At 67.1% G+C, this 26,691-nt stretch carries 27 protein-coding genes and 3 pseudogenes; 12 read left to right on the top strand and 18 right to left on the bottom strand.

Features of this window, described 5'->3' with window-relative positions; translation table 11 throughout:
* From OG456_RS37320 to OG456_RS50885, 7 genes are all read right to left on the bottom strand, one after another.
* The coding region (locus tag OG456_RS37320; RefSeq protein WP_266569575.1) for a DnaB-like helicase C-terminal domain-containing protein at positions 1–2,245 on the bottom strand (2,245 nt) is incomplete at its 3' end.
* Positions 2,246–2,472: 227 nt separating this feature from the next.
* Positions 2,473–2,958 carry a hypothetical protein gene (locus OG456_RS37325; RefSeq protein ID WP_266569576.1) on the bottom strand — a complete coding sequence of 162 codons (486 nt, stop codon included), beginning with the start codon at positions 2,956–2,958 and terminating at the stop codon, positions 2,473–2,475.
* A complete protein-coding gene (locus OG456_RS37330) occupies positions 2,940–3,170 on the bottom strand; it encodes a tyrosine-type recombinase/integrase (RefSeq protein WP_266569577.1) in 231 nt (76 codons plus the stop codon). The genes OG456_RS37325 and OG456_RS37330 overlap by 19 nt, the downstream gene beginning before the upstream one ends.
* Before the next feature lie 21 nt (positions 3,171–3,191).
* Positions 3,192–3,872: a hypothetical protein gene (locus OG456_RS37335; protein ID WP_266569578.1), complete on the bottom strand. Its 681-nt coding sequence runs from the start codon at positions 3,870–3,872 to the stop codon at positions 3,192–3,194.
* 427 nt (positions 3,873–4,299) lie between these two features.
* Positions 4,300–4,917 (bottom strand): DUF6308 family protein, encoded by a 618-nt coding sequence (locus tag OG456_RS37340; RefSeq protein WP_266569579.1) that lies wholly within the window; start codon positions 4,915–4,917, stop codon positions 4,300–4,302.
* 184 nt (positions 4,918–5,101) lie between these two features.
* The gene (locus OG456_RS37345) at positions 5,102–5,470 is read right to left on the bottom strand and encodes a CU044_2847 family protein (protein ID WP_266569580.1); all 369 of its coding nucleotides are present in this window, start codon (positions 5,468–5,470) and stop codon (positions 5,102–5,104) included.
* Between the two features lie 807 nt (positions 5,471–6,277).
* Positions 6,278–6,571 carry a hypothetical protein gene (locus OG456_RS50885; RefSeq protein ID WP_353963599.1) on the bottom strand — a complete coding sequence of 98 codons (294 nt, stop codon included), beginning with the start codon at positions 6,569–6,571 and terminating at the stop codon, positions 6,278–6,280.
* A gap of 6 nt (positions 6,572–6,577) precedes the next feature.
* Here OG456_RS50885 and OG456_RS50890 point away from each other — a divergent pair, with 6 nt between their 5' ends.
* Entirely contained in the window at positions 6,578–6,781 is a 204-nt protein-coding gene (locus tag OG456_RS50890; protein ID WP_353963598.1) for a hypothetical protein, read from the top strand.
* A gap of 12 nt (positions 6,782–6,793) precedes the next feature.
* On the opposite strand, the gene OG456_RS37355 is transcribed toward OG456_RS50890, so the two are convergent.
* Together OG456_RS37355 and OG456_RS37360 are read right to left on the bottom strand one after the other, a co-directional pair.
* Positions 6,794–7,405: an NUDIX hydrolase gene (locus tag OG456_RS37355; RefSeq protein WP_266569582.1), complete on the bottom strand. Its 612-nt coding sequence runs from the start codon at positions 7,403–7,405 to the stop codon at positions 6,794–6,796.
* A 16-nt stretch (positions 7,406–7,421) separates the two neighbouring features.
* Positions 7,422–10,433: a serine protease gene (locus OG456_RS37360; protein WP_266569583.1), complete on the bottom strand. Its 3,012-nt coding sequence runs from the start codon at positions 10,431–10,433 to the stop codon at positions 7,422–7,424.
* A 514-nt stretch (positions 10,434–10,947) separates the two neighbouring features.
* Here OG456_RS37360 and OG456_RS37365 point away from each other — a divergent pair.
* Positions 10,948–11,355, top strand: a complete 408-nt coding sequence (locus tag OG456_RS37365) for a transposase (protein ID WP_266569584.1) — start codon at positions 10,948–10,950, stop codon at positions 11,353–11,355.
* A complete protein-coding gene (locus OG456_RS37370; RefSeq protein ID WP_266569585.1) occupies positions 11,352–11,855 on the top strand; it encodes a hypothetical protein in 504 nt (167 codons plus the stop codon). Before OG456_RS37365 ends, OG456_RS37370 begins: the two co-directional genes overlap by 4 nt.
* Positions 11,856–11,891: 36 nt before the next feature.
* On the opposite strand, the gene OG456_RS37375 is transcribed toward OG456_RS37370, so the two are convergent.
* The 3 genes from OG456_RS37375 to OG456_RS37385 all read right to left on the bottom strand — a co-directional run bounded on the left by OG456_RS37375 (position 11,892) and on the right by OG456_RS37385 (position 14,559).
* Complete coding sequence (locus OG456_RS37375; RefSeq protein ID WP_266569586.1) at positions 11,892–12,707, bottom strand: reverse transcriptase domain-containing protein; 816 nt, start codon at positions 12,705–12,707, stop codon at positions 11,892–11,894.
* 27 nt (positions 12,708–12,734) lie between these two features.
* Complete coding sequence (locus tag OG456_RS37380) at positions 12,735–13,916, bottom strand: ISAs1 family transposase (RefSeq protein ID WP_266557116.1); 1,182 nt, start codon at positions 13,914–13,916, stop codon at positions 12,735–12,737.
* A 124-nt stretch (positions 13,917–14,040) separates the two neighbouring features.
* Positions 14,041–14,559, bottom strand: a complete 519-nt coding sequence (locus OG456_RS37385) for a reverse transcriptase domain-containing protein (protein WP_266569587.1) — start codon at positions 14,557–14,559, stop codon at positions 14,041–14,043.
* A 472-nt stretch (positions 14,560–15,031) separates the two neighbouring features.
* Between OG456_RS37385 and OG456_RS37390 the strand changes: the two genes are divergently transcribed.
* Positions 15,032–15,778, top strand: a complete 747-nt coding sequence (locus OG456_RS37390; protein ID WP_266569588.1) for a DDE-type integrase/transposase/recombinase — start codon at positions 15,032–15,034, stop codon at positions 15,776–15,778.
* 121 nt (positions 15,779–15,899) lie between these two features.
* Here OG456_RS37390 and OG456_RS37395 read toward each other — a convergent pair whose 3' ends face one another.
* Together OG456_RS37395 and OG456_RS37400 are read right to left on the bottom strand one after the other, a co-directional pair.
* The gene (locus OG456_RS37395) at positions 15,900–16,646 is read right to left on the bottom strand and encodes a hypothetical protein (RefSeq protein WP_266569589.1); all 747 of its coding nucleotides are present in this window, start codon (positions 16,644–16,646) and stop codon (positions 15,900–15,902) included.
* A 283-nt stretch (positions 16,647–16,929) separates the two neighbouring features.
* A complete protein-coding gene (locus tag OG456_RS37400; RefSeq protein ID WP_266569590.1) occupies positions 16,930–17,652 on the bottom strand; it encodes a helix-turn-helix transcriptional regulator in 723 nt (240 codons plus the stop codon).
* 109 nt (positions 17,653–17,761) lie between these two features.
* Here OG456_RS37400 and OG456_RS37405 point away from each other — a divergent pair, with 109 nt between their 5' ends.
* From OG456_RS37405 to OG456_RS37420, 4 genes and pseudogenes are all read left to right on the top strand, one after another.
* The gene (locus tag OG456_RS37405) at positions 17,762–18,262 is read left to right on the top strand and encodes a GNAT family N-acetyltransferase (RefSeq protein WP_266569591.1); all 501 of its coding nucleotides are present in this window, start codon (positions 17,762–17,764) and stop codon (positions 18,260–18,262) included.
* Between the two features lie 85 nt (positions 18,263–18,347).
* Positions 18,348–19,271: pseudogene (locus tag OG456_RS37410) on the top strand (ISAs1 family transposase); the annotation flags it as partial.
* Positions 19,272–19,358: 87 nt separating this feature from the next.
* Positions 19,359–20,729, top strand: a complete 1,371-nt coding sequence (locus tag OG456_RS37415) for an IS701 family transposase (protein WP_266569592.1) — start codon at positions 19,359–19,361, stop codon at positions 20,727–20,729.
* A 21-nt stretch (positions 20,730–20,750) separates the two neighbouring features.
* Positions 20,751–21,044: pseudogene (locus tag OG456_RS37420) on the top strand (transposase); the annotation flags it as partial.
* Between the two features lie 263 nt (positions 21,045–21,307).
* On the opposite strand, the gene OG456_RS37425 reads toward OG456_RS37420, so the two are convergent.
* Together OG456_RS37425 and OG456_RS37430 are read right to left on the bottom strand one after the other, a co-directional pair.
* A complete protein-coding gene (locus OG456_RS37425) occupies positions 21,308–22,207 on the bottom strand; it encodes a hypothetical protein (protein WP_266569593.1) in 900 nt (299 codons plus the stop codon).
* A gap of 101 nt (positions 22,208–22,308) precedes the next feature.
* A complete protein-coding gene (locus tag OG456_RS37430) occupies positions 22,309–23,382 on the bottom strand; it encodes a S1 family peptidase (RefSeq protein WP_266569594.1) in 1,074 nt (357 codons plus the stop codon).
* 292 nt (positions 23,383–23,674) lie between these two features.
* Here OG456_RS37430 and OG456_RS37435 point away from each other — a divergent pair.
* Positions 23,675–23,809, top strand: a pseudogene (locus OG456_RS37435) (DNA mismatch repair protein MutT); the annotation flags it as partial.
* 70 nt (positions 23,810–23,879) lie between these two features.
* Here the strand turns inward: OG456_RS37435 and OG456_RS37440 are convergent.
* Entirely contained in the window at positions 23,880–24,656 is a 777-nt protein-coding gene (locus tag OG456_RS37440) for a hypothetical protein (protein WP_266569595.1), read from the bottom strand.
* A gap of 290 nt (positions 24,657–24,946) precedes the next feature.
* Between OG456_RS37440 and OG456_RS37445 the strand changes: the two genes are divergently transcribed.
* From OG456_RS37445 to OG456_RS37455, 3 genes are read left to right on the top strand one after another with little or no spacing between them, the layout of a single operon-like run.
* Entirely contained in the window at positions 24,947–25,126 is a 180-nt protein-coding gene (locus OG456_RS37445) for a CopG family transcriptional regulator (protein ID WP_266569596.1), read from the top strand.
* A 1-nt stretch (position 25,127) separates the two neighbouring features.
* On the top strand, positions 25,128–25,472 hold the full coding sequence (locus OG456_RS37450; protein ID WP_266569597.1) for a glyoxalase/bleomycin resistance/extradiol dioxygenase family protein: 345 nt from the start codon (positions 25,128–25,130) through the stop codon (positions 25,470–25,472).
* A 23-nt stretch (positions 25,473–25,495) separates the two neighbouring features.
* Positions 25,496–26,353, top strand: coding sequence for a class I SAM-dependent methyltransferase (locus OG456_RS37455; protein WP_266569598.1), 858 nt, complete (start codon positions 25,496–25,498; stop codon positions 26,351–26,353).
* Positions 26,354–26,446: 93 nt separating this feature from the next.
* Here the strand turns inward: OG456_RS37455 and OG456_RS37460 are convergent, their stop codons facing one another.
* Complete coding sequence (locus OG456_RS37460) at positions 26,447–26,632, bottom strand: VOC family protein (protein WP_266569599.1); 186 nt, start codon at positions 26,630–26,632, stop codon at positions 26,447–26,449.
* Positions 26,633–26,691: the final 59 nt, after the last annotated feature.

The raw sequence follows: 26,691 nt of genomic DNA on the forward strand, positions 1-26,691 counted from the left end.
GGGACCGCTGTTCCGGGCGCTTGGGCCACAGCAGACGCAGCGCGATGGACAGCCGCGTCTTGTACGCCTTGTACGGGTCGCCGCCGGTCTGCACGAGCTCGATACGCGCCTTGCGGGCCGCTTCGTAGAAGGGCTTGAACAGGGACTCGTTGGCCTTCCCCGTCCAGGAATCGTGGATGGCCGGCATCGCAGCGAGATGGCCTTCGCGCACGAGCCTGGCCAACTGCTTGATGTGCGGGGTGGTGACCCACACGCGGCCCTGCTCGTCGGGCCGCTCGATGATCCGCCCCAGCGGGTGCGGCATGTCCGTGCGCGGCCACTGGGGGAGGTCGATGAGGTAGATACCGGCACCGGCCTTGTCGAAGGCCTCGAGGGGCCCGGTGTGCAGGAGCTTGTTCGGTGCGAGGGGAACGGCTGAACACGCGGACGGGTAAGAGCCGTTGCGGTCGATCAGGCACAGTGCCCCCTCGCCGAACGCGTCGGGCACATCGAGCTGATCTCGCCGGACCCGCTTCCCGTTCTCCCGGATGTAGGGCACCCGTGTGCTGGTGACGTCGGGGTGGACCCAGCGCGGTTCGCCGTCCATGTGCTCACTGATCAGCGGCCACGGACCACTCTCCCGCTCCTCGGTGCGGATGACCTTGATCGGGTGCATCTTCGAACGGGAGACCGCGTCCTTGAGGAGCTTCAGCGCGGGGAAGGGCGCGCTTTCCGGCTCGTCTTCCTCGTCCCCCGGCTGAAGCTCTACTTCTGCTTCTGCGTCGTCTTCGCCGTCCAGACCGTGTCCGTTGTCCACGGCAGGCTGGGAGGCGGCGGGCTGCCCGGTGGTCGCGGCGGACACGGCGGTGTTGTAGGCGTACAGCGCAGCGGCAAGGCGGCGCCCCTCGGCGGTGTCCGGCAGCTGCAGGGGCGCCGCAGCAGTCTCGGCCAGCTCCGGACCGAGTTCGTCAAGGGCTTCCTGGCTGCTGTGGGCCAGCGCGGTGCGTAGTGCGGACAGGACATGCGTGACCGGAGCCGGCAGCCCCCGCTGGGCGCCGGAGGTGTAAGGCAGCGCCGCGTCGGCCAACTCCCGCTCCATGACGCTGCCCAGATTCCGCGCGGGTTCTTCACCCGCCGCACGGCCCACAGGGGCGGGGGCGGTGTCGAGGAAACGGGCGTGCAGCAGATCGGGGCACAGGTATGCCGAGCCGATCGCGCCGAAGTCACGCTCCGCGACCGTCGCCTGGACCCTGGCAGGGTCCCCGGTCGGCGCGAGCGTCACCAGGACGTCGGCGTCCAGGAGACCCAAAAGCGCGGGGTCGGCGCTGTCCACGATAGCGAGGACCGGCACGTGCAGGGTGCGCGCGAGACAGGCCAGGACCTGGGAGGCGTCCGGGAGGCGGTCACCGGACAGGGGAAGCCGGGGATTGTGGGCGGCCTGGAGCCGGTCCACGACCACCAGGGCCAGGTCCTGGACATACGGGGCGGTCTCCGCGATCGCCTGGGCGGTCAGCTCGCTGCCGTCGTCGATCAGCAACGGCGCCTGGACCAACTCCCGGGCAACCTGCTGCTCGTGAGCGGTCAGGTGTCCCTGCTTCAGACGCGGGTAGTCACCTCCGGTCTGCGCGGAAATGATCCGGCGCATAATGTCGGCCTGGTTCGGCCCCGACGCCGCGTACAGGACCCGGCGGTTGTCGACGAGCGCGCTCTGCCGTGCGGCAGCCAGCCCCAGCAGACTCCCACCCACGTTCGGGGCGGCGGCCACCAGCGTGAGCCGGCCGGGCTGCAGACCACCTGTCGCAGCGTCAAGCCCGGGCAGTGCGAACGTGGGGCCGCCGGTCGGGCCCGAGGCAAGCACAGCACCGATGGCGTCGCCCAGGGTAACAAGTCTGCGCGGCGCGCCGCCGCGTTGCTCATGGCCCTGGCTGTTCACCGCACCTCCCGCAGATGCCGCGCCCATGGCAGCGGCCGGATCAGACAAGTGGGTCCGAAAGTCCGTGCCCGCGGGCAGCAGCACCGCGACGGGCGTGCGGCTTCGCCGCAGCACCTGCGGCCGGCCCTGAGCCGCCAGCGCGATGAGTTCACCGAAGTCCTTCTGTGCCGCACTCAGCGCGTGGGACGGGTATGCGTCGGCCTCCCGGGCCGCCGGAAACCGGTCCAACGGCGCCAACAAAGCACGATCCTCCCGCTTACGGATCAGCGTCACCGCCCCGTCCTCCTCGGCGCGCTTCACCAGGGCGAAAAGCTCCGCACGGGCCTCGGACACGTTCAATGCCGTCCCCGCCAGCGGTTCCCGGCCCTGCCCCACTCACCCTCCCCATTACGCTCAACTACCGATCATCGTAACAGAATCCACTCAGTAACTTGGTAAACTTCATACTTGGAATCGAGGAATTCACTCACCCATGCGTTCTTCGGTGTGAGTTGACCGCATGAAACACTCACCGTCGGCCGCCGACGAACAACTGCACGACAAGACGAAGACCAGAGCCTTCACCCGCCCCAGCCCTCACTCACTCCGTCCCCAGGCGATCGCACCACGCCGAACAGACGGTCACAGCCCTGCCCGCCGGGCACCTTCTTGCAGGCAAGGTCCCCGACAGCGGAGCGGCCTGGCCCAGCTTGTGGTTGAGCCGCATGTAATTGCGCACGGCGGCGCTGGCCCACCGGACATTGAGCGCGGCCCGCAGGCGGTGCGCGCTTGATTTGGCCGGCCCGCTCAGCCTGTTCCCACTCCAGACAGTGGGAACCGCACAGGTTGTGGCTGACGCGGCGGATGCGTTCACAGCCGTCGACGCCGCACTGCCAGGCGAACACCGGGTGCTGAGGCGGGATGAAGATCAGCGTGTCGCGGAAGAGCGGGTCGAATGCGGGGGCCTCGATGAGGGCTGTGAGCAGTTCGAGCCGGTCACGGCCGATGCGGGTGGTGTCGGTGCGGCCGGGAAGCAGCGTCAGCGGGATCACGGCTGTGTCCCCCACACCTGTTCCAGCGCTGCGGTGAAGACCGGGTCGTGGACGTCCACGTGGCCGTAGACCTGCTCGACGGTCGCCGCTGAGGCCCAGCCGCCGGCCTCCCGCGCGATCACCGCGTTGCCCCGTGCGGCGTCCAGCACTGCGGTGGCGAAGCTGTGCCGGAAGGTGTGCGGGAACACCCGGCCGATCTCCGCACGGGCTGCGGCGCGGCGCAGCATGCCGCGGGCCGCGGCCGTGGTTCACGGCTGGCCTCGGGAGGGGCCGTGCAGGCCGACCAGGAGCATGCCGTGGACAGCCTGGGCGGGGTGCTGGGTGGTGATGTACTCGAAGTAGGTGTGGATCATCGCCGGGCTCGCCCGGCGCACCGTCCCGCCGCACACGGTGTTGTCCTGCCAGGTCCAGGGCGACTTGGTCTTGACCCGGGCCCGGTTGGCGTTGTCCTCGCGATGGCAGATGTGCACGTGCGGCCCCCGGCACTGACCGCACGCGGCCTGCTCACGCAGGTGCAGGTCGACCAGACGCAGCCCGCACAGCTCACCGACCCGGAACCCGCCGTCGGCCAGCCACGTGACCACCATCCGGTCCCGCGCGCACGACACCGCCCCCAGCAGCAGATCCCGGGCGCCTTCCGGCAGCATCTTCGGATGCCGGCGCACCCGCTCCGCCGGAGCCAGGGGGTTCGCGGGCATGCTGTGCAGGACATGCCCGAGCATCGCCCGCCGCCGGTCCGTCCGCGTCGGCAACCGCGTCACACGCAGTGCCTCCGCCAGTGCGGGGTTCACGCCGAGGGTGCCCAGGTGAAGGTAGAAGCCCTTCAGGCAGGCCGCCGCGGTCTTCAACGCGCTGTGCCCGTAAGGGCGTTTCCCCTCCCGCCACGGCAGACCGAACGGCCCCGGATAGTCCGCGCCCAAAGCCGCCATGTAGTGCCGCAGATCCTCGTGACACCGCCTCCACCGTCAGGCCTGCGAACCGCAGCCACCGCAGATGATCCACCAGCACATACGCGTACGTACGGTCCGTACCCGCCGCGCAGGTACGCAGGAACCCGTCCGCCTCCGCCACCACCGAGCAGTCCGCGTCCACGACCGTGTAACAGACCCGACCACCGGCACGGACGATCTCCTGCACCCGCACCTGACCCACCATCAACCGGCCACCCACCACCTGCCGCCCCCTCCGAAATCACCGGGCCGTACCCGGCGGGACGGCACCTGCTATCCCAGTCCACAAGCAACGCCCGCGCCCCCGCAGCAGTCCATGCGAACGTCACACACACTCCGGTGACGGTTGGTAAAGTCCGTCACCCTCACACGCCAGAACGCCGGAAGGGCAACCTCGCTGCAGAAGTCAGCGAGGACAGGCGTGCCCCTCCGCCCGGTGCCCCATCCCCACCGCCACATCGCACACCCGCAGGGCACTCACCGTCTCCGGCACCCCCGCTACCCGCCTCAATTCCAGCAGTCGGCGGTGCAACGCAGCACCGTCCTCGCGCAGCGCGGCATGCAGCGCAAGCCAGAACGAGGGACGCGGGCGGCCCAGCGCACAACGCACCACCTTGTCGTAGACCGGAAGCAGCCGCGGACGCTTACGAGCCAGGAGCTTCCCAGCGATCACCCAGTCAACTCCGTACTGGTCGCAGAGGAGGTGCCAGGCCTGGTCTGCCGGCGAGCCGTCGGCCACGACATCCGCGTCGGCGTCGGCGTCGACCATGTTGATGTCCCTGGGTATGGCGTGCAGCAGACCAGACAGCCGCGCGCCGAGAGGGCCCTCCAGAATGTCCAGTGCGACAGACGCCGGAACGGTCACCGACAAGGTCTGCACCGCGACCAGGTCCTCCGCCGTGATTCGATCGGCGATCTTCGGGCGGTCTCCGCCACCGCGCAGATCCACAATAGCTCGAGCATCGGCGACGAGGGCGTACAGCCGCTCCAGGAACGGCCGTGAAAGATCAGCCGAGGACACCATCGGCTCCGGTTCTGCACGGGGTTGCAGAGGGGCAGCTGCGCGGCATGGTCCGCGACAGCGCCAGCTTGCTGGCGGCTGCGACGCCGGACCGTTCTTCTCATCGGAGACGGTGCAGGAGGGCGCCGGTGGTACGCCGGGCGCGGAGCGGCCATCGGCGTACCGCACGGCACGAGCAGCAGGCCTGTTATTCGGGGTCCTCCTCGGGATCCTCGCGGGGTGTTTCCGTCACGGCGCTCACTGCGGGCTCCCCTTTGCGCCAGGTAACTGTCACCTTGAGGGTGGCCTTGCCTCCGGCCTCCGTCACGACGCTCACCAGCTGGCCGCTCTTGGCTGCGATTTCGATGCCGAATTCGAGCGTCACTTCGTCCGGGGCCGCGCGCCGCAGTCCGGACCTGACGCTGCGCGTGACGGTCTCCAGGGTCTGGGGGAGATCGCCGAGCTGCCGTGATAGGCGGTCACCGAAGCCGGTGTCCCGGGGTCCCTCGTCTTCGTCGTTGACGCGCACCCATATCGAGGTTCCGTCCGGCATGACTGCCTGGACCGCATCGGACACGTGCCCTCCTCCTGTTTGGCTCGTCGACTCTCTTGGGAGAGGATGCCCGGTTCCGGGACGTCCGGCGATCGGTCACCTACAATCACCTAACGGTTATGGCGGGGAGTGATCATGGTCGACCAGCATGCCTGGTTGTCGTCAGAGAGGGTTTACCTCTCCGACGTCGAGATCCATCGGCAGTCCCCTATCGCAAGCGCCGAGGATCTCCGGGCACGTGTGCTGTTCCACGTTCTACTTTCCGACACTCTGCTCGTTGGCGATTCGCAGTCGCTCAACACGCCCCTCTTCCGTGCTCTGGTGTCCTCTCAGGAAGCCGTCGGCCACGCCGTAAGATCGGATCTCGCGCCGCTCCTGGACAGCGGCCGTATCCGGGTCGCGTGCCGGGACGGGCAGACGCTGACGGCCGTCCGAGATGCTCAAAAGCTGCGGCAAGTCGAACACGTGCCCAGTGCCGCATACGCGGAGCTGATGGACCGCATGACGCATGCGCGCGCGGTCACCTACCGCCTTGACACCGTATCGGCTGCCTTCAAGTCTGGAGTGATCCGGCTGCTGGAGGAGCAGACGCAAAACGCCGGGGGAAAGACGCGCGCAACGGTTGAAGCCGCGCTGGAGTTCGTGAGGGGGCAGAAGCCGTTGTACTTCAAAACCCTCAGAGATTGGAAGGACTCCTTCCGGACCGGCTCGTCGGGAAGCACGGAAGTCGTGCTCGCCCTGGCCGCCGTGGACCGTGCCGCGGGCGAGTCGTACCGCCAGGCACTCCCCCATGTGCTGGGAGCCGGGACCGCTGCCCCGCGCAGCGTCGAACTACCCGCCACCACTGCCGCCCGCACGGTCCTGGAGCGCACCACGCTGCCCGCCAGCATTCTCGACGGTTTCTTGCTGGGCAGACTGCCGGTCGAGGTGTTCCTGGAGGCCACCGAGCAGCCGTCCCGCAGCGTCCTCGTTCGCCAACTGGGCTTGCTGCGTCGAGGCAGCCAACCAGACCTGTCCCAACTGGTGGAGGCCATGGCCGAGTTCAGCACGTGGATGCAGGAGGCCTTCGTCCGTGCCTTCCGCGATACCGACGAACGCGCGCGGGCGGTCCTGGACGGCAACCACAACTTGATGCGCTTCGGCATCTCCCAGGACTCTCTGACCGGCGCGCTCGGCGCCGGACTCGATGTGCCGGCGGCCGACGGGGACGAGGACTACCTCGACCTGCAGGTCGTCGACCGGAGTGTGCCGGCCGCAGACGGCGCGGCCGACATCGGACAACTCGACGCACAGCAGATGCGGCAGCGCGTGATCACGGGTGCGTATGTCGGCTGAGCCGAATGCCGCTCACATCGGCGACCCGGAGCCGGTGCCGCAGCCATCTGCGATTGCAAGCGCCAGGGCAGCCAGCGTCACGCCACAGGTGACGCTGCCGCTCTGCAGCCACTTCACCACCTCCGTACGCGAGGCCCAGACCGGCTCGGCCACCGACTCCATGGCCTCCGGCTCGGCGGCCGACGGGGCGCCTGCCGATCCGGTGGGGCGGACTTCGGCGGCGAAAACGTGCACGTCCGATTCGATCAGGCCTGTCTCGGCGTGAATGACGCCCAGTGGGCGCAGTGCGGACGGGGCGCAGTCGAAGCCGGTCTCCTCCCGTAGTTCCCGTACGGCCGCCACAGCTGGATCCTCATCCGCTTCGCAACCGCCCCGGGGGAACTCCAGGGAGACCTCGCCGATCGGGTATCGGTACGTGGGAACGAACGCGAAGCCGTCCCGCCCCATGGGGACGATCACCACTCCGCTGTGGGACCACTGCCAGCGCAGATAGCGGCCCTGCTTGCCCGACGGCGAGAGCACTTCATCGTTGAACAGCGCGCCGAAGCGGTTCCGAAAGACCTCCACTGCCCGCTGCCGCCGGATGGGTGGGGGTTCGGCGTGGGCAGACGCTTCGTTGTCCATCGGCGCCGGGCTCCTCTCAGCTCGTGCGACCGTCCAGCACAGTCTTCATCTGCACCCATGATGAGTGTTCGTGTGTGAATTCGTCGAGTTGGTCACTGAGTTGGAGCAGCACCTGGAGCACCAGCGCCTGCTGCTCACGCAGTCGCGGCGAGGTACGCAACGGTAGCGCCGCGCGCTCCGTCGCCGCCCGGCTCAGCGCCTGGTAGGCCTCGCTGAAATGCCCGGCCCGGATCAGCCCGAAGCCATGGTGCTGCAGGGTCTCAGGCAGCCGGGCGAGATAGCGGCCGGGCCGGAGCCTGATCAGTTCCTCCAGCCGCTCGACCGCCTGCATGCTGGAGGTGAGTGCTTCCTCGGTCTTGCCTATGCGGTGGCGGCACTCGGCCAGGGTTTCCAGGCAGGCGAGGTACACCTCGTTATCACGAGCTCCTTCCGGCACCTGTTCGCACCGCATGACGCCCTCGGCGGCATCACGGGCCGCGCCGTTGACCTGCGTATCTCCAAGCCGCAGCAAGGCCAGCATGCTCAGCGCACCTGCCATGTCCATGAGGGTGCGATGCCGCATATCGGGATTGCTGCCGATGAGCTGCCGGTACAGGGACACAGCCTCGACGCTGAGCTCCAACGCCGACTCCGTCTGCCCGGACCGGTGCCGCAGCAGGCTCAGGTTGTGCAACGCCGCGGCGTAGTCGGACCGATATTGCGCGGACCTGCGGACAAGATCGCGGCTGAGCAGGACCGCCTCGTCAGCTGCCCGCACGGCATCCTCCCGGTGTCCGCTCTCCTCCAGTCGCAGGCTGTACCTACGCAAGCGCCTCAGACGGATGTGCCGACTGGTGTCGTCGCTTTCCGCGTCAGGCAATTGGAGCAGCCGCTGAAGCACGAGCGCCGAGAGGGCGGAAAGGCTGGACGGATAGCCGGGAAGACGGGGTTCGACAAGGCAAAGCAGGTCGGTTTCGCAGGTCTCCAGCACTGGTTGGATCAGGTCCACCAGGGGCTCGGCGTGCGGCACGCGGGCACCGACTGTCACGAGGGCCGGCACCAGGACTCGGGGATTGTCGCGCACGACCTGCGCAAGCGCCCGGTCGAGGACCGTGTGGGCAGGATGGTCCGCAACCCGGCCCACGGTCGTGCAGCCACGGGCCCGAGCCAGGACGTCGAGTGTCTCCAACACGGCCCTGGTCCGCGCCTGCTTGTTCCGAAGCGCGGATACATCCAGAACAGCCCCGAGGTAGGCGCCGACGTCGCCTGAACTCTCGGGCTCCGCCAGCACACGCCGCACCAGGATCTCGCCCAGCCGGTCAGGCTCAAGGGGCGCGACGTGGTCGTCTTCCGTTGCGGGATACAGCGCGCGTAAGGAGGAATGCACTGCAGCGGCGTTGACAGGCGGCTGCCCGGGGAAGGCAGTCCTGCGCACGGACGTCAGCAGCGCGGTCAGCTCACCCCAGTCTCGCCGCTGGGCCAGGGTCGGCACCAGCAACAGGCCTTCTGCCATCATCCGGCCGGTACGCCCCGCCAGGACACCGCCCGTCCCGAGACGGTCCTCCAGCAACGTGTACCACCCCGTGATCTCATGCTGACAGATCCGTGCCAGCGGATCGTCACTTTCCTTCCACTCCTCGCCCTGGCGCAGGGTAAGGACGGCGTCGAGGGCAGCCGCAAGCATTCCCAGAACCGAGTCCTGCCGGCCGGCCCGGCGCGCGAGAGACGGCGGCATGAACACCCGCGGGCATTCCAGCAGGCGCGCGAACTCCCCGAACGCCTCGGTGACCAGGGTGCCGGGATCCTTGGCGCTCAGCGTGTTGGGCAGCCTCTGTGAGCTCGCGCCCCTCAAAGCCCAGTCCTCGATGTAGCGTGCTTCGAACTCCTCCTTCAGCGCACGCCACAACGGCTCCTCGGAACGTGCCAGCAGCAGCACACGCAGGGTGATGCCATCAGGTCGGTGCCGGCGGACATGCGCCATGAGAGCGCTGATGTCGTCGAGCCGTGCTTGGGCATAGTCGAACACCACCAAGCAGGGGAAACCTGCGCCGAGCGCGGCGGTGAGGCCTTCCAGCCACTGGTGTCGGCACAGAGTGTTGCCGAGCAACTCCCTGTCTGCGAATCCGGCGATCCAGCCCATGTGCCGCAGTCGGTGGCACAGTTCGGCGGACAGGCGGGTCTTGCCCGAACCGCCCGGCGCGTACAACAGGCGCAGCAACTGTTCGTCGGGTTCATAGCACCAGTTCCGGAGCTCGCTGAGCTCTGGGCGGTCCACGAACGGCATTGCTCCGCGTGCCAGCATCTGCGCTGGCGTGTTTCCCGAACTCGGACCGCCGGGCTCGGGACCGAAGAGGTCTGCCTGCCGTCCCCTGCGGTTGCGGGCGAGATCGAACCAGACCGTCCCGGGCCGGTGCGCGGCATGGTTACGTTCCAGCAGCCCCGGCGAGCATTCCTCCACGGCGTCGACGGGAATCAGCCATCCCCCCGACATTCCCTTCTCGTGGCGTGACGCCTTGAGCACCCCGCACACACGCCCCGTCGTCGTATCGAGCACCGGACTGCCGCTGAATCCCTGGACCACCTGGTCCCACTGAAGCCGCACGAAGCGCCCGCTCCGACCGGCCACCGTGAGGTGCAGAGTGTCGGGCTGGACGCCCGGTTCCAACGTGTGACCGCTGAATCCGTGGATGGACACAGACGCCGCCTGCGTTGGACCCGCACTACCAAGCCAGACCCCCTGCACATCGTGTGCGGGCTCACTCAGCCGCACCTCGGCGAGATCCGGAAAGCCGTAGGTGCTTCCTGCACCCTTCGCCTCGGGCATAAGACGCATGACCTCGATCGCGACGGTGCGTCCCCCGACCGTCGCCGTCACGCTGCCCTCCTCGCGCCCGGCCACCACGTGCGCACACGTGAGGGCGGTGTCAGGCGTCACCAAAAACCCGGTCCCGCAGAAAGCCTCGCCGGCCCAGATGCCCACGACATTCTGCTCGGTCAGGATTCGCAGCCGCTCCAGTGCCTCACCGTCCAGGCCATGGTGTGTCGTCATCGATCTCCCCCGAGCGGCCTTGCACAACGGACTCATTGACGGGTGACTTACCGACCTTATTCTGCCGTCCCGTCAGCTACGGCATCGCTTCGTTCTGCGCTTCGGCGTGCTGCGCCGGCACAGCAGAGCGTCACCGGAACACCTTCGACGACATCGACAGCCAACCCAGCCGCTTCAACCGATAGACCGAACCCATGCCACGCATCACGCACATGTACGACACATAAAACGCCATCTCAGCCCCCATACGCTCAGCTCAGCGTCCGGTAAAACGGACGAGGCTCACGGTACGGCCGGGGACGTCGGCCGGCCCTGGGCCGCGATCCACGACAACGCCCGCATCCCCGCCGACTTCCGCCTGTACCTGACCGCGACCCCGCGCATCCTGGCCTCTCCCCGGCCCCAAAAGGGCGCAGACGGCCAGGAGCTAGAGCTCCCTCTCTGTCAATGTGACTCAAGCCAGGCATACTGGATGATTCATTGAGTCGAGGGCGGAGAAGGAGGAGTGCCCGTAGTGACCAGCACCAACGACCACGGGGCCCCGGATCCGCAGGTGACACCCCGATCGACCGGGCAGCGGCGGTACTCGGCGGAGTACAAGGCGAGGATCCTGGCCGAGTACGAGACGCTCGACAAGCAGGGCAAGGGTGCCCTGCTGCGGCGCGAGGGCCTGTACTCGTCGCTGATCACGAACTGGCGCCAGCAGCGAGACAGCGGCGCGAAGGCGGCGCTCGCCGCTCCTGCGGGCCGGCCGAAGGCGGATCCGAGAGAGAAGGAGATCGCCCGGCTCGAAGCCGAAAACGCCAAGCTCCGCAGCGAGTTGGGCAAGGCCCGCACCGTCATCGAGGTGCAGGGAAAACTCTCCGCGCTGCTGGATCAACTCGCCACGGGCAGCGACGAGACGACGGGCGAGAAGCCGTGACGGCCACCAGGAAGCCGCCGCAGACGAGACCGGCAGAGGCCTTCGAGGCCGCCCGCACCAAGGCCCTGGAATCGCTGTCGTTGCTGGTGGGACGGGTGCAGGCGTGCACCGCACTCGGTCTGAGCCGGGCGACCTGGTATCGACACCACCGCAAGTCCCCGGCCCCGGCGCGGCCGAACAGGGAGCGCAAGCGGCATCCGCGGGCCCTGACAGAGACGGAGGAGGCGAAGGTCCTGGCCGTGCTGCGCTCGGCCGAGTTCGTCGACATGGCGCCCGCCGAGATCTGCGCGGTACTGCTGGACCGCGGCGTCTACCTGTGCTCGGAGGCGACGATGTACCGGATCCTGCGTAAGCACGGCGAGGTGCGCGAACGGCGCCGGCAGGCCACGCATCCGCCACGCAAGAAACCCGAGCTGATCGCCACCGCACCGAACCGGGTGTGGTCGTGCCGAGTAGCCGGGAGGAATCTCACCTCCCGGCCCTCACAGAACCGTGCGTAACAGTCTCCCGTTACACGGCTCTTGCCGCCCTGATCGTCAGACCACCGAGATCGCCATCGTCACCCGCCAGTGCGCGAACATCCGCGGATATCGCTTCTCGATCTCCTGGAGCTTCGCAATGGCCTTGCGCTTCGGCGCCAGCCGTTCGTACTTCCGTCGGATCCAGCGCACCAGATAGGCGTTGATGCGCCGCAGGACGGGGTTCATCTCCCACGGCCGGAAACGGCCGTAGTAGTTGACCCAGCCCGCCACCACAGGGTTGATCCTGCGGGCGAGCTGCACGAAGGACAGATCCGAGCGGGTGTGTAGCCGCCAGGACCGCACCTCCCGTCCCATCTTCTTCAGGGCTTCCTTGCTGACGGCCGGCGTGAACGACAGGAACTGAACTCCCCGTCGATCCCGGCCCTTTCTGGCGCGGAAGGTATAGCCCAGGAACGTGAACGCCTCGTGCTCGTACGAGCCGCGACGCTTATCGTCCTTGCAGTACACAATCCGGGTCTTGTCCGGGTGCAGTTCCAACCCGGTCTCGACCATCCTCTTTTGGAGCGCGTCCAGGACCTCGCGAGCCTGTCGCTCCGTGACACAGTGGATCACCGCGTCGTCCGCATACCGCTCGAACTGGACGGCCGGGAACTCCCGGTCCATCCACATGTCGAACGCGTAGTGCAGGAACAGGTTCGCCATCACCGGTGAGACCGGAGCCCCTTGCGGGGTTCCGCGTTCCCGATGCAGCAGGGAACCGTCGGGCATGACGAGCGGGGCGGCGAGCCACCTGCGCACGTACAACTTCACCCAGACGGCGTCGGTGTGTGCCCCCACCGCCTTGACCAGGAGGTCCCAGGGCAGGGCCATTGCATGATCGCGATCTGTCCGGGTTGGTCATGTGAGGCCGAGGGCTGACAGCGGGCGGTGGTAGTCGCGGCTGGTGTGGCGGAGGGCGGCGGCGATGTTGGTCTCGCCGTTCTGGCGGAAGAGGCTGACGGCGAGGTTGCGCAGGCCGGCCATGGTGCGGGGCAGGTGGCCGGTGCGGACCTTGGAGTCGTCCTCGCGGAAGGTGCGGTCACGGACGTGGTGCAGGAGGTTCTCGATGCCCCAGTGGCCTCTGATCCAGGCGGCGAGCTGGGCCGGGGTGGCGTCGTAGATGTCCAGGCTGGTGATCACGTAGACCCGCTCGATGGTGAGCTTGCCGGTACTCAATTCCCTTCGCCATCGGACGACTTGGATGGCCTGGCGGGCGCCGGGATAGTCGAGGTGGCGGAAGGCTGCGACCTTGAGCCGGCGGATCTCCACGCGGTGGTGGGCCTTGTCGCGGGTGCGGTGCTCCAGCGGGATGTCGGCCCACGGCAGCTTCCTGACCTGCGCATACAGAGCGGGATGGTTCTTCTTGACGACGGCCAGGTAGTGGGCGCCGCGCATGCGGAGGTAGGCGCCGTGGGCGTGCTGGGTGTGCAGGGCGTCTGTGGTCAGCACGGTGTTCTCCAGATCGATGGTGTCCAACAAGGGCTGGAAGGAGGGGATCTCGTTGCTCTTGGAGGTGATCTGCCGCTGGGCCAGGACCACGCCGTGGTGGTCCATCGCGGCAAGCAGCTGGATCGCGGTGGCCGTGGTGGTGCGGGAGCCGCGCACGGTCTTGCCGTCGACCGCGATCGCCCGCAACGACGGCTTCGGCGGCGGCTCGGACAGCTGTGACGATGGCGTTCGGGCCTTCAGGTATGCGCCGATGGCCGCGTCGAGGGCATCGCCGTCGACGCGTTGGAGCAGGCGGCGGACCGTGGCCGCGTGCGGCACCGGCCGGATGCCGGTGAGCGGGTCGGCCGGGAAGCCGAGGAGCCTCAGGGCGGACTGCGGGGCGTCTGTTATCCATTCGCCGATCGCGACGAGGGAGCGGGCGCCGGCCAGGACTGCGGCGGCGGCCGCACAAAGCAGCGGGAGCATGGGATAGCGCCGTCCTCGCAGGCCGCGTGGATCGGGCACCCAGATCAGGAAGCGACGCAGGTCGGCGGCGTCCTGCTGGGTGACGCGGAGGTTCGGGAGGGCCAGTTGGTCCAGCCTGGCGGGCATGGGAGATGATGTTCGGGCAGGCACGGTCTCGCTCGGTTCTCATGGGTCTCGACAACCACATGATCACCAGCGCCGTGCCTGTCCTGCTTCCCGGGAACATCCCACCTGGTACCGGAACATGACGTCACGTCACACGCGAGACCGGCGAACCGGACCGATCGCGAACACGCAATGCCCCTGGGTCCCAGGGCACGCTGTCGAAAAACCGGGTGATGTCGAACTCGACGACCCAGCCTCGTTTCCAACAGCGTTCCCGGCATTTCTCCACAGCATCCAAGGCGGACCGTCCAGGTCGGTATCCGTAACTGTCCGGGTGGAACACTGAGTCCACCCGTCGCATCAAATGCCTGGCCACGACGGTCTGTGCAACTCGGTCCGCAACAGCGGGAATGCCGAGCATTCTCGTGCCGCTTCCGTGCAACTTGGGGATTTCCACCGCACGCACCGGGGGCGGGAAGTAGGAGCCCGAAGACATCCGATTCCAGACCTTGTAGAGGTTACCCCTGAGGTCCTTCTCGAAGTCCTCGACGCTCTGCCCGTCCACACCCGGGGCGCCTTTGTTTGCCCTGACTTCCTCCCATGCATCCCTGATCTCCCACTTGGAGACCTCGAACGGCTTGGTCTTCGACTTCAACTGGCCCACCGAATTCCTCCCGGAGCACTTCCGGTTGATGCGATCAACACAGTCACGGACGGCCCGGCCCCTTCGCTCCACCCCCGTTACAGGGGCTTCACCACTACTACGGACCGGTCCGCCAGCAGGACCCGGATCGGTACTCGGCCCCTCGCAGATTCTGCTGCTCGGGGTTCTCCCTCTCGTCCACCGTCGGGCGGTGGACAGTACCGAGGCCTGCCTTCTCCTGTTCCATACGGATGCCGCAGACCGGGCTCACGTCGCCTACATGCCGGACGCCACCTGGCCAATAGACGGGCTCCCGCCAGGCTCATCCCGGGATCTATCCCACACCCCGGTTTCGACGCCACCTGATTGTTTTACGACACGTCAGCAGCGATTCACTTGCGTTCGCCTTCCCGGTCCCCACCTGACATCTCTTCCGATGCCTTTTCCTCATCGCTCACCACGACGGTCTTCAGCCAACGCAGCATGAGGTGGTTTGAAATCTCCCCCCGCAGGGCGACTTCGAAGGGCCAGCAATCCTTCATCATCCATACAGCACCACTTACAGAAAGCTACCTATACGCTTCCTTTCCATGTTCAGGACACAAGGGACATCACGAAGCTGAAGGGCCCGGTCAAAGGCAGCTACTTCTGCCTCTTCACGATCATCGACATCTACAGCCGCTACACCGTCGGCTGGATGATCGCCGCATCCGAGAACAAGGCGCTGGCCGAGCAGTTCCTGTCCTCGACGATCGCCAAATACCCTATCGAGCAAGGCCAGTTGACGATCCACTCCGATCGCGGTTCGCCGATGATCGCCCACAACGTCACACAGATGCTGAACAACCTGGGCGTCACCAAGTCGCACTCCCGGCCGAAGACGTCAAATGACAATCCGTACTCGGAGAGTCAGTACAAGACCCTCAAATACCGGCATGACTTTCCCGAGCGGTTCGGCTGCATCGAGGACGCCCGCGCCTGGTGCACCGGCTTCTTCGACTGGTACAACCTCGCCCACCGGCACTCCGGAATAGCCATGCATACCCCCTTCGATGTGCACTTCGGCCTCGCCGACCAGCTCCGCGAGATGCGCGCCGACGTCCTCGCGAGCGTCTACCGCCAGCACCCCGAACGATTCGTCCGCGCCGCCCCCGAACCCCCGAAACTCCCCGAGGCCGCCTGGATCAACAAGCCCGCCGACCTCCGACACGACGATCAAACGATCCCGGCACAGGGATAGACCGCACTACCTGCCTTGATCGCGTTGACAGGTTCCGCGACTGCCCCCTCCGCCAGGGCGGCCCTGTCCCCGGGCAGCGAGGCCCGGCGGCGCAGTACACGCTGCGGGTGCGTGGGTGTTGCTACGGCTGGCCAGGGCCATGGGGTGCGCCAGCTGCCTGCTCATTCGCCTGCCGGTCCTGGGAAGCCTTGAGAATGCCGAAGAGGGGGTGATAGGGCGCGGTCTCCGGGTCTTTCAGCCAGGCCCGATACCTCTGCGCGAACTTTTCGCTCGCCTCTCGGCTGTCGATCTTGTCAGTCCCGTCGGCGATCCCGTCGGCGATCGTCCGGAACGACAGGTACATCTTGAGGAGGATGTAGGAGAGGACCCCGCCGATCCCCACGATGACCACGGCGCAGGTTCCCCAGGCCAGCCACCGAGCTGGCCCGTGCCCGTCAACAGCAGCCCAGACGCCCACCACGACCAGGTCGCTCCCCATCAGGGCACACAAGGCAGCGCCCCCAGTCACCAACCACATCAGGGTCTTCATGCCGTCGAACAGGACCGAACTTCCCGATGCGGCCGCGGACCCCGAAGCATCCGGATCCGCGATATACGCCTCAACTGCGGTCTTCCACTTCTCCATCCGCTCCACGCCCTTCTTCGCGAGCATGTAGAACTCCACGAAACAGAGCAGTAGAAGGGCGCCCAGCGTCGCCGAGGAGATCGCCGCGAAATCGTCCGTCATCCGGAGACGACGCCAATTGAAGAATCCGAGCCAGGTCAGCCCTGCGATCGACGCGCCCCAGAACAGCAAGACGACCGCAACGACCGACCACCCTTGCTTCTTCGCGTATCGCCGCCACACCCGCTTCTGCCCCCAGTCCATGGCTTCCCCTCCAGCCCTCGCAACCCCCTGATCCCGGGCGGAACAGCTCTACTCCTTCCTCCGCTGCCGTTCAACCCGGCCGTGAACGCTGGGTGGGCCTCGCCTTAAACCGGGGCAGCGCCCGCGCCATCCCTCTCAGGCCGCGCAAGCGGCCGCTCCGGGTGTGGCAACGGACCGCCTGACGCCACGACTTGCGACGGAGCGCCCCCCAGGGCCCCGGGGAGAGTCCTGTTCGCCCGGCTTGATCACGCGTAGGTGTGGCAGGGTCAGGTCCGGTTCAGGATCAGAGTTCAGCTGGTGGCAGGCCCAGGTGGTCGTGCAGTGCCCGGCGGCCGACGGGTGTCACGAGGAGGGCGCGGCTGGTTCCGATGCGCGTCATCCACCCGGTGGCAAGTGCGTGGGCGGACAGGGCGGCGCCCACCGCGCCGGCCAGGTGGGGACGGCGCTCGGTCCAGTCGAGGCAGGCGCGCACCGGTGGCCGGCGTGAGCCGACGGGCACCGTGATGCCGACCTCGGCAAGCCAGAGGGCGCCCTTGCCGGTCAGGCCCGGCTCGGGCCCCCACTCCAGGAGTCCGCGTTCGACCATCGCGTCGGTAATGGCCAGCGCGGTGGTTCCGGCCAGGTGGTCGTAGCATAGCCGGGCGCCGGCCAGTGCCTGCTGCCGGCCGGAGGCCGCCAGCGAGCGTGGCCGGGGGCTGTGCTTCGGGGCCAGCGCGGCAAGGCTCTCGATCAGTTCGACCACTCTGAGGTCGGCCACCCGTACGTAGCGGTGGCGTCCGTGCCGCTCCTCGACGAGGAGTCCGCCGTTTACGAGCAGGTTCAGGTGCGAGGTCGCGGTGGACGGTGCGACTCCGGCGTAGCGCGCGAGCTCGTTCGCCGTCCACGCCCGGCCGTCGAGCAGTGCAAGGCAGAAGGCGGCCCGGGTGTTGTCGGCCACCAGTTTGGCCACGCCCGCCAGGTCCACACCCACATCCTGGTCTGCGCGCTGAATGTCCACGGTACCCATTGTCGCCGACGTCCCTTCGACGTCCGTCGAAGCGTCCGGGTCCTAGCGTCGGCTCGTGCGCCTGGCTCACCGGCCCTGCACCCGCATCCGCTCACGTACTGGAGCAACCATGCCTGCGTCCGACACTGCCGTCACCGCCTCCCACCAGCCCAAACCCCAGACGGACTGGGTGCTTACCGACTCCCCCCTATCGGAGGACGTCGCGGCAATCTCCGACGCGCTGGACCGCTTCAACATCGAACACACGGGAATCGCCGACCGCAGACCTCTGGCCGTCCTGGTCCGTGATCCCGAAACGCGCCAGGTGGTCGGCGGACTGACCGGGCGTACTTCGCTCGGGCTGTTCTTCCTCGACCTCTTCTACCTGCCGCCCCGGCTGCGTGGTAGCGGGCTGGGAACAGAGCTACTCCGGCAGGCCGAGAACGAGGCTCGTGCCCGTGGCTGCCGCATGGCCGTGCTCTACACGATCACCTTCCAGGCCCCCGGCTTCTACCAGAACCACGGGTGGAAGCGGCTCGGAGAGGTGCCCTGCGATCCGCCAGGCACCAGCCGCGTCTTCATGACCAAGGAACTCACGGCACCGACCGGTGAACCAGCCCGGTTCCGGTAAGGTCGCCGTGCTCGTTGCACCATCATCTGATCCGTCCGCTCTGCACCTGCCACAGGCCGCGTCCGGAGCGTCACGGCCCGAGGTGGTGGTGCCGTCCGGTCTGCTCGACGCACTGGCCCAGGTGCCAGATCCGAGGACTCCGCGTGGGGTGCGGTTCCGGCTGGCAACGCTGCTCGCGGTCGGCGTATGTGCACTCACCAGCGCCGGACACAACTCCCTGACCGCCATTGCCGAGTGGGTACGCCGCTGCGACCAGGATGTCCTGGCCCGGCTGGGCTGCCCCTTCGACCCCTTTACCGGCCGGTTCAAGGCTCCGGGCGAGCGCACTTTGCGCGATGTATTTGCCCGCGTCGACCCCGCGATACTCACCGCCGCCGGTTTCACCAGGCTCACCACACTCCAGGCCCGCCCGATATCCGCAACAACCCCGGACGGGACCGTAGAGCGCGAACAGCGCCGCGCCCACCGCACCGCCCAGCACGAGACGGACCCGCCGCAACCACGTCGTACGGCCTTCGCCGTGGACGGCAAATGCCTACGCGGAGCCGTCCGTGCGGACGGCAGCCGCGTCTTCGTCCTGTCCGCAGTGCGCCACCACGATGCGTTGACCGCCGCTCTACGCGAGATCGGTGCGAAGACGAACGAGATACCCGAGTTCGCTCCGCTGCTGGACACCCCCGATGATCAGGATCTGACCGGCTCCGTCGTCACCGTCGACGCCCTGCACGCCCAGCCGAGTCACGCTCGCTACCTTGTCGAGGGCCGCCAGGCCCACTACCTGCTGTCGGTGAAGAACAACCAGCCCACCCTGGCCCGTCAGTTGACCAAACTGCCCTGGAAGCAGGTACCGGTCCTCGATCAGTCCCGCGACCGCGGGCACGGCCGGGAGGAGGTCCGCGAGGCGAAGGTGGTGAGCGTGGACGGTCTGCTGTTCCCCCAGGCTCGCCAGGTTGTTCGCATCCACCGCAAACGCCGCCGAATCGGCACATCGAAGTGGCAGACAGACACGGCAGCTGTAGTTCCGTCGTCTTCGCTGTTCAGCGGCTTGCCGGGGTGCGGGCGGGCGCAAGTACGGCCACCGCGATCATGAACGTTTGTGACGACGTATCAAGACGCGGTGGCCGTGGAGGCCACGATAGTCGAGCGGGCGTGGGGCCAGACGTTCGGGAGGGCGATGGCGGTGGTCTCGGGCTGCTTCGCGCGATGCGAGACGCGCACGACAGCGGCGGAGTTGGTCGCTGGACTGTTGCTGGAAGTGGACACGCGCAACTGCTGGACGCTCGCGCAGGCGCTGGGACACCCGGGCCCGCACCGGCTGCAGCACCTGCTGTCCCGTGCCCGGTTCGACCACGAGGAGGCCCGGAAGGAGATCACCCGCCTGGTGATTGGCGAACTCGCCGGGCAGGACGTGGTGTTGGTCGTGGACGAGACGGGCGACGCAAAGTCGTCCACGGACTGTGTGGGCGCCGGCCGGCAGTACTCCGGTGCGATCGGCGGCGTGGGACTGTGCCAGGTGGCGGTGCATTTGGCGGTGGTCACCGCGACGACGAAGGTGATCATCGATCGGGCCCTGTATCTCCCGGCGGACTGGGCCTCGGACGAGGAACGCCGCGGAGCGACCGGGGTGCCGGAGGAGATCGGGTTCGCGACGAAGCCGCAGCAGGCGTTGACCATGGTCACCGATGCGCTCGCGGCCGGGATCGAGGCCCGCTGGTTCGCGGGCGACGAGGTGTACTGCGGACGCGAACTGCGCCAGGGGGTAAGGGCGTTGGGACTCGGCTACACGGTCGGGATCGCCGCTACATATCAGGTCACCGACGGGTCCGGCCGTCGGTGGGAGGCCCGCAAACTGATCAACAAGGTGCGGCCCGGGCAGTGGATGCGAAGGCAGACCGGACACGGCACGAAGGGCACCCGCGAGTACGACTGGGCCTGGCTCGATGTCCGTCCTGACGATGCTCCCGCCGAGAACGAGAACGAGAACGAGAACGCAGCCGGCGTAGGGGCCGGGACGAGTGTGCTGGTCGCGCGGCGGCACCGTTACACCGGCGAGGTGTCCTACTTCCGCTGCTGGACTCCCGGCAACGTCTCGCTGGGCACACTGGTCCAAGTGATCTCCCGCAGGTGGCGGATCGAGGAGACCTTCCAACTCGCCAAGGGTTTCACCGGACTCGACCAGGGTCAGGTGACCTGCTGGAACTCCTGGATGCGCTGGTCGCTGTTCTCCCTGATCGCCGCCGCTGTCCTCGCCCTTACGACCGCCGCCGTCCACGAGGCCACCGAGGAGCAGCCTGAACTCGTCCCGCTGACCTGCCCCGAACTCATCCGTCTCCTGCGGGCCCTCGCGCTGCCCCCACCAGTCCGCGACCGGGATCACGTCCTGCACTGGACCGCCTGGCGCCGCCGCCACCAAGCCGTTGCGACAGCGTGCCACCAGCAACGACACCGCCGTCACGACCAGCCGTGATCAAGAACTACAGCTGCAGTGACAGAGACTGTCTACGCCGTCACCGATCTCGCGACCCATCAGGCGTCTCCCGCTGAGATCGCTGCATGGGCGCGCGGCCACTGGATCATCGAGAACACCGTCCACTGGACGAAAGACGTGACCTTCGCCGAAGACGCCAGTCAGATCCGCCGGCATCGCACCCCCGCCGTCATGAGCGCCCTGCGCGATCTTGCCCGCGCCACCCTCCACCGCTCCGGATGGGCCAACATCGCCAGCGGCCGGCGAGCCCACACACACGCCGCAGCCACGCTCACCCTCCACGGGATTCCATGATCAAACCGGGCGAACGCGACTCTCCCCGGGGCCCTGGAGCGCCCCCGGGCCGATGTTCGCCGAGGGCCTGTTGCGAAAGCCTCGGGCGGCAATAGTGCTACTGCGGTAGCTCCCGTGTGCGGTGGGCTTCTATTCCGGTCTCACCAGGTGTAAGTCCTCACCCATGCGTCCAGCACCGCTCCGTGTCCGGCCCACAGGGTCACTGCCTCGACCAAGAGACGACGCTGCGTGGATACATCGCCCGTACCGCAGATGTGTTCGGATCAGCTCCAGCTTGGCGAGGGTCCGTGCAGCGGCTTGAAGGCAACTGGCTTGCCGGTGATCGCGTCGAGCAGGACGCGGTCCCTTATGGGGCGGTCCAGCTTCACGGTCACCTGCTGCAGCTTCCCCTGCTTGGTGCAGACGCCATCGCGCTTCTTGCCCGTGACGTCAGCTGAGAGCACCACGCTGTCGGGTGTTTCCCATGCATGCACGTTCGGGCTGTTGTCGCAGGCACCCTGAAGGGTAACCACGGATACCCTTCGCCCGTCTGCGGAAATCTTGACCAGGCGATCGATCGGATAACCGGGAACGTTGCTGGCCCGCTTGATCGGCGGTTGGGGAAGCTTCGAAGGGACGGCCGCGGCCTGCTTGAGAGGGGAGTCGTAACCCTCGAGTGTGAACAGCCAGGCCGGCACCACTGCCGGACCGCGGCTGGTGTCCACCCTCATCTCACCCAGCTTCGCCCCCGTCACAGCCAGGTGTGGCTTTCCGCCTTTGCGGCCGCCAGCCAGGGTGTTGTACGACTCGTCCACCCCCGTCAGCGGTCGCGTGAGTGATTCGCCCCCGGCCCACGCCACCCGGCCGCTCTTCGGCCGGGTGGCGGGCAACGTGCCCCGCAGGACGAAACTCTGGATTTGGTAGGCCCGCGTATCAGCATTGCTTCGCAGGCCGCCCCGCGGCAGCTGGACTACTTCCCCCATGGGGTGGTAGCCAGCACGCCACGCGGCAGATGCCGCTGACCCGTCCCAGGCCGCGGCGACTTTCCGAGCACGGTGCGCCGGCTCCTCATGACTGTCGCCGGCCTTCTGCTGGCTGCCGCAACCGGAGACTGCGCCCAGGCAGGCGGCAGCCAAGGCCACGGCTGCAAGCAGGCTGACGGAGCGCGATGATGCAACCCGCATGTGAACTCCCGGACGAGAAGTGAGATCGGCCGTCCTGTCAGTGTGACGCGGCCGATCCGAAACAGGTTCCTCTGGTTGCGGCAGCAGCGGGCAACGGGCCATCAGTAGACGTGTAGGCCGTGATCGTTCAGCACCTTCTGCACCGGCATGAAGTAGTTCAAGTAACTACCGCTGGAGGAGGAGTTGCACACCGTCTCGCCAGTGCCGCCAGAGAGCAGGCCCAGGGCCGTTGAACCGTTGAGCGCCGGCCCCCCGCTGTCGCCGCCTAGAGCGCAGACGTTCGACTCGAACAGGCCCTCCACCTGGGTGCCCTCGATGTTGACCGTGATACGCGGGTTGGTGACGCTGCCCGTCGTATCTTGACTGGAGACTCCGATCCGGTCGATGTGCTCCCCGATTATCGCAAAACGGGAGCTGTCGATCTGTTTGTAGGTGCCACCCCAGTACCTGACGGTCCCGAGTGGGTTGATGCCGGGGTCGTTCGCCCTGATCGTGGCTTGGTCGCCGCCGGAACCGCCGAAGTGGGAATAGGCCACGTAGCCAATTCTTTGGTTGTTCCAGTCCATGTAGTAGTCGCTACCTGGACAGTGGCCAGCAGTGAGTGTGTAGATCGTTCCCGAGGAGTTCTTGGTGTTGAACCCGGCAGTGCAACGATAGCCGTCGGATGTAATGCCATTGCCGCCGCGGAGGTCGGTGGACTTGAACTTCAGCGTGCTCCTGATCCGGTCGATGTGTATCGCACCCGGATGAGCAGCCGCCACTTTTTCGATCCGGGCCCGGCTGTCGCTGGGCGCTCCGTCGAAGATCTTGACGGACACCTGGTTGGTATCCGGCTTGACGCCCCAGGCCGTATTGGGAATGCCCCCCAGCCGGTCGAGTTCGCGGTGGATGGATGCAAGTTCAGCCTTGCTGCGCGTCACCACTTTCGAGATCCCGCCCGCGTCCCGTACGGTCTGCGCCGCCGCCGGGTCGCTGACCGCGATCACGATGCGCCCCTCCTTGTAGTACACGCCGCCTGTCCGGTCGGCCCCGAGTCTGCCCTCCAGTGCTTGCGCTTTGACGGGGTCAGTGAGCGGCTTCGGGGTGTTATCGGCGGATGCCGTGACTGTCGAGGCGACCGTGACCAAGAGTGTGGCAGGGAGGACCTTTGCAAGTTGCTTCCATGCACGCTGCATTGTGCGCCTCCAGGGAGTCTTCACGCTAAAGGAATGGGCGTTCGAATTGGGGCGCATGTGACTCTACGCGGAGACGTGACCATTGATGCTTGGTGTGAGACAAGTGGGAGCTGACGCTCCGAATTCTGGCGAGATGAGGCTGAGCCTCCCGAGATGCGTACGAAGTTGGCAGACAGTCAGATGTGAATCATGAAAGGGCCTCGGCGCGACAGCCACCGTGCCGCAGGTGCCCTGAGCCGAGGACGCTGCCAGGCTGGACACACGAACGGCGTCGTTCACGGACAATGCCGGGATGACCCGACCCAGAATCCGTGTCGCCGCATATGTGATCCGGCATCGCGCCGTTCCCGAACTGCTGGTGTTCGACCACGTCGGTATGCCGGAGGCTGGCACCCAAGTCCCGGCGGGAGGAGTCAAGTCAGGCGAAGGACTGTCGTCGGCCTCACGCCCCGTGGCAGACCATCCCTGCGCCCCAGGCAGGACCGTTCCCGTTGCCCTCACTCAACCAGTCGGCGCACCCTGTCGTCGTCAGCCACCTCGTACACCGCGATGCGCAGCAGCTCACGGACGTGGCCCGGAACCCGTTCGACTGCGCTCACCGATGCCGAGGGCACAACGAGCGCGTAGCAGATGTGGGGGTCCTGGCTCGTCATGCGGCGCAGCAGCTGCCCGTAGGCTATGTCGGCGTCGATGCCCTTTTCGCTGGTGTGGCCTTTGACCTCGCAGATCAGTCGCTCCGTCCCGCGTACAGCCTCCAGGTCGGTCCAGCGGTCCGTGGGCTTCACCGGCTTCCAGCCCTGTGCCAGGAGCCAGGTCCGGAAGGTGTCGCTAACGCGGCCCTCGTCGCTCTCTCGGGCCAGGATCTGCTGCAACGCGGCCATGTCGGCTTCTTCACTTCGACGCAGCCGTCCGCGGCCGTCGGCGTCGAGGTCGGCGGGGCGGACGACGACAAGCCTCAGCCCGTGTGCGGGGATCTCTGTGTCGCGGCGGGCGTCGTAGAGGGCCCGCTGCTCGCCGCGATGCACTCCGCTCACGGTGAGGCGATCCGGCTTGTCGAAGTGCGGCATGGGCTGGTCATGCTGCAATTCCCGGTACTCGACTACGAGTTGGTGACCAGACCAGTAGGCATCGACCGGCAGTTTGACACAACGGCCGCCCATGCCAGGGTCGCCCAGCAGCCAGTCGAACTTGTGCTGCGTGGAGGCGTCCTCACCCAGGATCCGATTGCACAGCCCGACGACATACGCCTCGTCACTGTCATCTCTCGTTCCCATGGCCCAGCATCCTGCCACCGTCACAGGACGAGAGGATCCGGAACGGTTGTAGGCCAGCACCTGCCGGACAGCGACGCTGGCCTCTGCAATCGCGCTCCCACAGCATCACCTCAACAACAGGTAGAGGATGGGCTGTAACGGCTGAAGTGGACCCCATGCTCGAGGGGTTCGACCACAGCTTTGAAGACTGGCCCGCAGGGCTCAAGCGGAGGGCCGCGGCGCGATCAACACCGGCCGGTGTCTGCGCGTTCCTCCATCACGCTAAATTACTAGCATGCTAGCATTGCCTTGTGAGTGATGAGGAAGTCAAGCAGTTCAACGTGTACCTGCCGATCGGGCTGATCAAGCAGGTCAAGTACCGCGCCATCGAGTCGGGCATGTCACTGTCGGCGCTGGTCGCTGACGCACTGCGCACCTACCTCGACGAGCCCCATTCGCACACGCCGCAATCGACCGAGAAGGAGAGCTGACATGGCGACCGAAGGAATCGAGGCCGTGTTCTTGACGACGCACAACTGGGGCAAGGCGGCGAAGTTCTTCCAGGAGCTGGGCTACCAGCTGGAGTTCGCGACGGACCACAACTCCGGTCAGCTGCGCAACGGCGACGGTCCCTACGTGTTCATCGCCGAGATCCCCGAGAACCAAGAGCCCCAGACGGAGCTGGTGCTGAAGGTGCCCGACGCAGACGCATTCCGTCCCGATCCTGTCGTCGAGGTAGTCACGCCGTTCGAGGACACCCATTACGGAACCAAGGAGATGACCGTCCGCGACCCCGACGGACGCCTGTGGAGCCTCCAGGCCCCCGCCAAGATCTGACGGCGACGAAGGGCAGACGCACCATGGCACACGAGCAGACCGAAGCGCCCGACAACACCGCAGTGCGGACCGCCCTGTGGCGGGCGATGCACCTCCAGGTCGACCCGCCCCCACATGTGATCGAGGACGAGATCGGCCTGCAACTGGCGGCCCCCGGCGATGACTGGCGCGCCCGCCCGGACATGGACCCGCAGGCCACCAGCGGATTCCGCGCAGCCATCGTTGCCCGCGCTCGTTACATCGAAGACCTGATCGCTGAGCAGGCCGACCGGGGCGTGACCCAGTACGTCATCCTGGGAGCGGGTCTGGACACCTTCGCCCAGCGCAAGCCGGAACTCGCCTCCCGCCTTCGCGTCTTCGAGGTCGACCAGCCCGGCACCCAGGCATGGAAGCGCCACCGCCTGGTCGAACTCGGCTACGGCATCCCCGACTGGCTGCACCTGGTGCCGGTCGACTTCGAGGCCAGCACGTCCTGGTCCGAGCAGCTGTCCACTGCCGGCTTCGATCCCAGCCGCCCAGCAGTCATCGTCTCCACCGGCGTCACCATGTATCTCAACAAAGACGCCACCGCTGCCACCCTGCACCAGATCGCCGAGCTTGCACCGGGCTCGACCCTCGCCATGACCTTCCTGCTGCCAACCGAACTTGTCGACGACGCCGACCACGGCGCTCTCCGGACCAGCAAAGAAGGCGCACGAGCATCCGGAACGCCGTTCATCAGCTTCTACACCCCGCCCGAGATGCTGGCACTGGCGCGCGACGCCGGCTTCAAAGACACCCGGCACGTGCCGGGACAATCGCTCGCCGAGCGCTACTTCGCCGACCGCACCGACGATCTTCGCCCGTCGAGCGGGGAGGACCTGCTGCTGGCCACTACTTGACCCCACATCACGCCATCTCCCCAAGAAGCCTCGGAGCCTGCGGTTCGAGACATTGCCAAGAGTTGTGGATCGGGTGACGTGCGATCCAGTCGCTCACCCCACGTCCAGGCACAGACAGAAGGGGTGTCCGGCCGGGTCTAAGAGCACCCGGACGCTCTCCTGCGGCTGGAACTCCGCCACCGTGGCGCCCAGGGCCACCGCCTCGGCGACCGCCGAATCCAGATCGCCGACCTGGAAGTCGAAGTGCATCATCGGGCGCTGTTCGCCCCTGATAGCCACCGCGAAACGGTGGCGTCAGGTGATGTCAGCAACATGTGGGGACGCTCGGATTTTCCGCG

Origin of the sequence: Streptomyces sp. NBC_01446 (assembly GCF_026340095.1) — a bacterium.
GTDB lineage: Bacteria > Actinomycetota > Actinomycetes > Streptomycetales > Streptomycetaceae > Streptomyces > Streptomyces aureus.

Bases quoted from the DNA above. Each gene is read 5' to 3' on its own strand.
- OG456_RS37330 (WP_266569577.1), bottom strand. From the start codon at position 3,170: ATGCTGCGCCGCGCCGCAGCCCGTGCGGAGATCGGCCGGGTGTTCCCG.
- OG456_RS37335 (WP_266569578.1), bottom strand. From the start codon at position 3,872: ATGGCGGCTTTGGGCGCGGACTATCCGGGGCCGTTCGGTCTGCCGTGG.
- OG456_RS37340 (WP_266569579.1), bottom strand. From the start codon at position 4,917: ATGGTGTCCTCGGCTGATCTTTCACGGCCGTTCCTGGAGCGGCTGTAC.
- OG456_RS50890 (WP_353963598.1), top strand. From the start codon at position 6,578: ATGCGCTTCGGCATCTCCCAGGACTCTCTGACCGGCGCGCTCGGCGCC.
- OG456_RS37355 (WP_266569582.1), bottom strand. From the start codon at position 7,405: ATGGACAACGAAGCGTCTGCCCACGCCGAACCCCCACCCATCCGGCGG.
- OG456_RS37360 (WP_266569583.1), bottom strand. From the start codon at position 10,433: ATGACGACACACCATGGCCTGGACGGTGAGGCACTGGAGCGGCTGCGA.
- OG456_RS37375 (WP_266569586.1), bottom strand. From the start codon at position 12,707: ATGGCCCTGCCCTGGGACCTCCTGGTCAAGGCGGTGGGGGCACACACC.
- OG456_RS37380 (WP_266557116.1), bottom strand. From the start codon at position 13,916: ATGCCCGCCAGGCTGGACCAACTGGCCCTCCCGAACCTCCGCGTCACC.
- OG456_RS37395 (WP_266569589.1), bottom strand. From the start codon at position 16,646: ATGGACTGGGGGCAGAAGCGGGTGTGGCGGCGATACGCGAAGAAGCAA.
- OG456_RS37400 (WP_266569590.1), bottom strand. From the start codon at position 17,652: ATGGGTACCGTGGACATTCAGCGCGCAGACCAGGATGTGGGTGTGGAC.
- OG456_RS37405 (WP_266569591.1), top strand. From the start codon at position 17,762: ATGCCTGCGTCCGACACTGCCGTCACCGCCTCCCACCAGCCCAAACCC.
- OG456_RS37425 (WP_266569593.1), bottom strand. From the start codon at position 22,207: ATGCGGGTTGCATCATCGCGCTCCGTCAGCCTGCTTGCAGCCGTGGCC.
- OG456_RS37430 (WP_266569594.1), bottom strand. From the start codon at position 23,382: ATGCAGCGTGCATGGAAGCAACTTGCAAAGGTCCTCCCTGCCACACTC.
- OG456_RS37440 (WP_266569595.1), bottom strand. From the start codon at position 24,656: ATGGGAACGAGAGATGACAGTGACGAGGCGTATGTCGTCGGGCTGTGC.
- OG456_RS37450 (WP_266569597.1), top strand. From the start codon at position 25,128: ATGGCGACCGAAGGAATCGAGGCCGTGTTCTTGACGACGCACAACTGG.
- OG456_RS37455 (WP_266569598.1), top strand. From the start codon at position 25,496: ATGGCACACGAGCAGACCGAAGCGCCCGACAACACCGCAGTGCGGACC.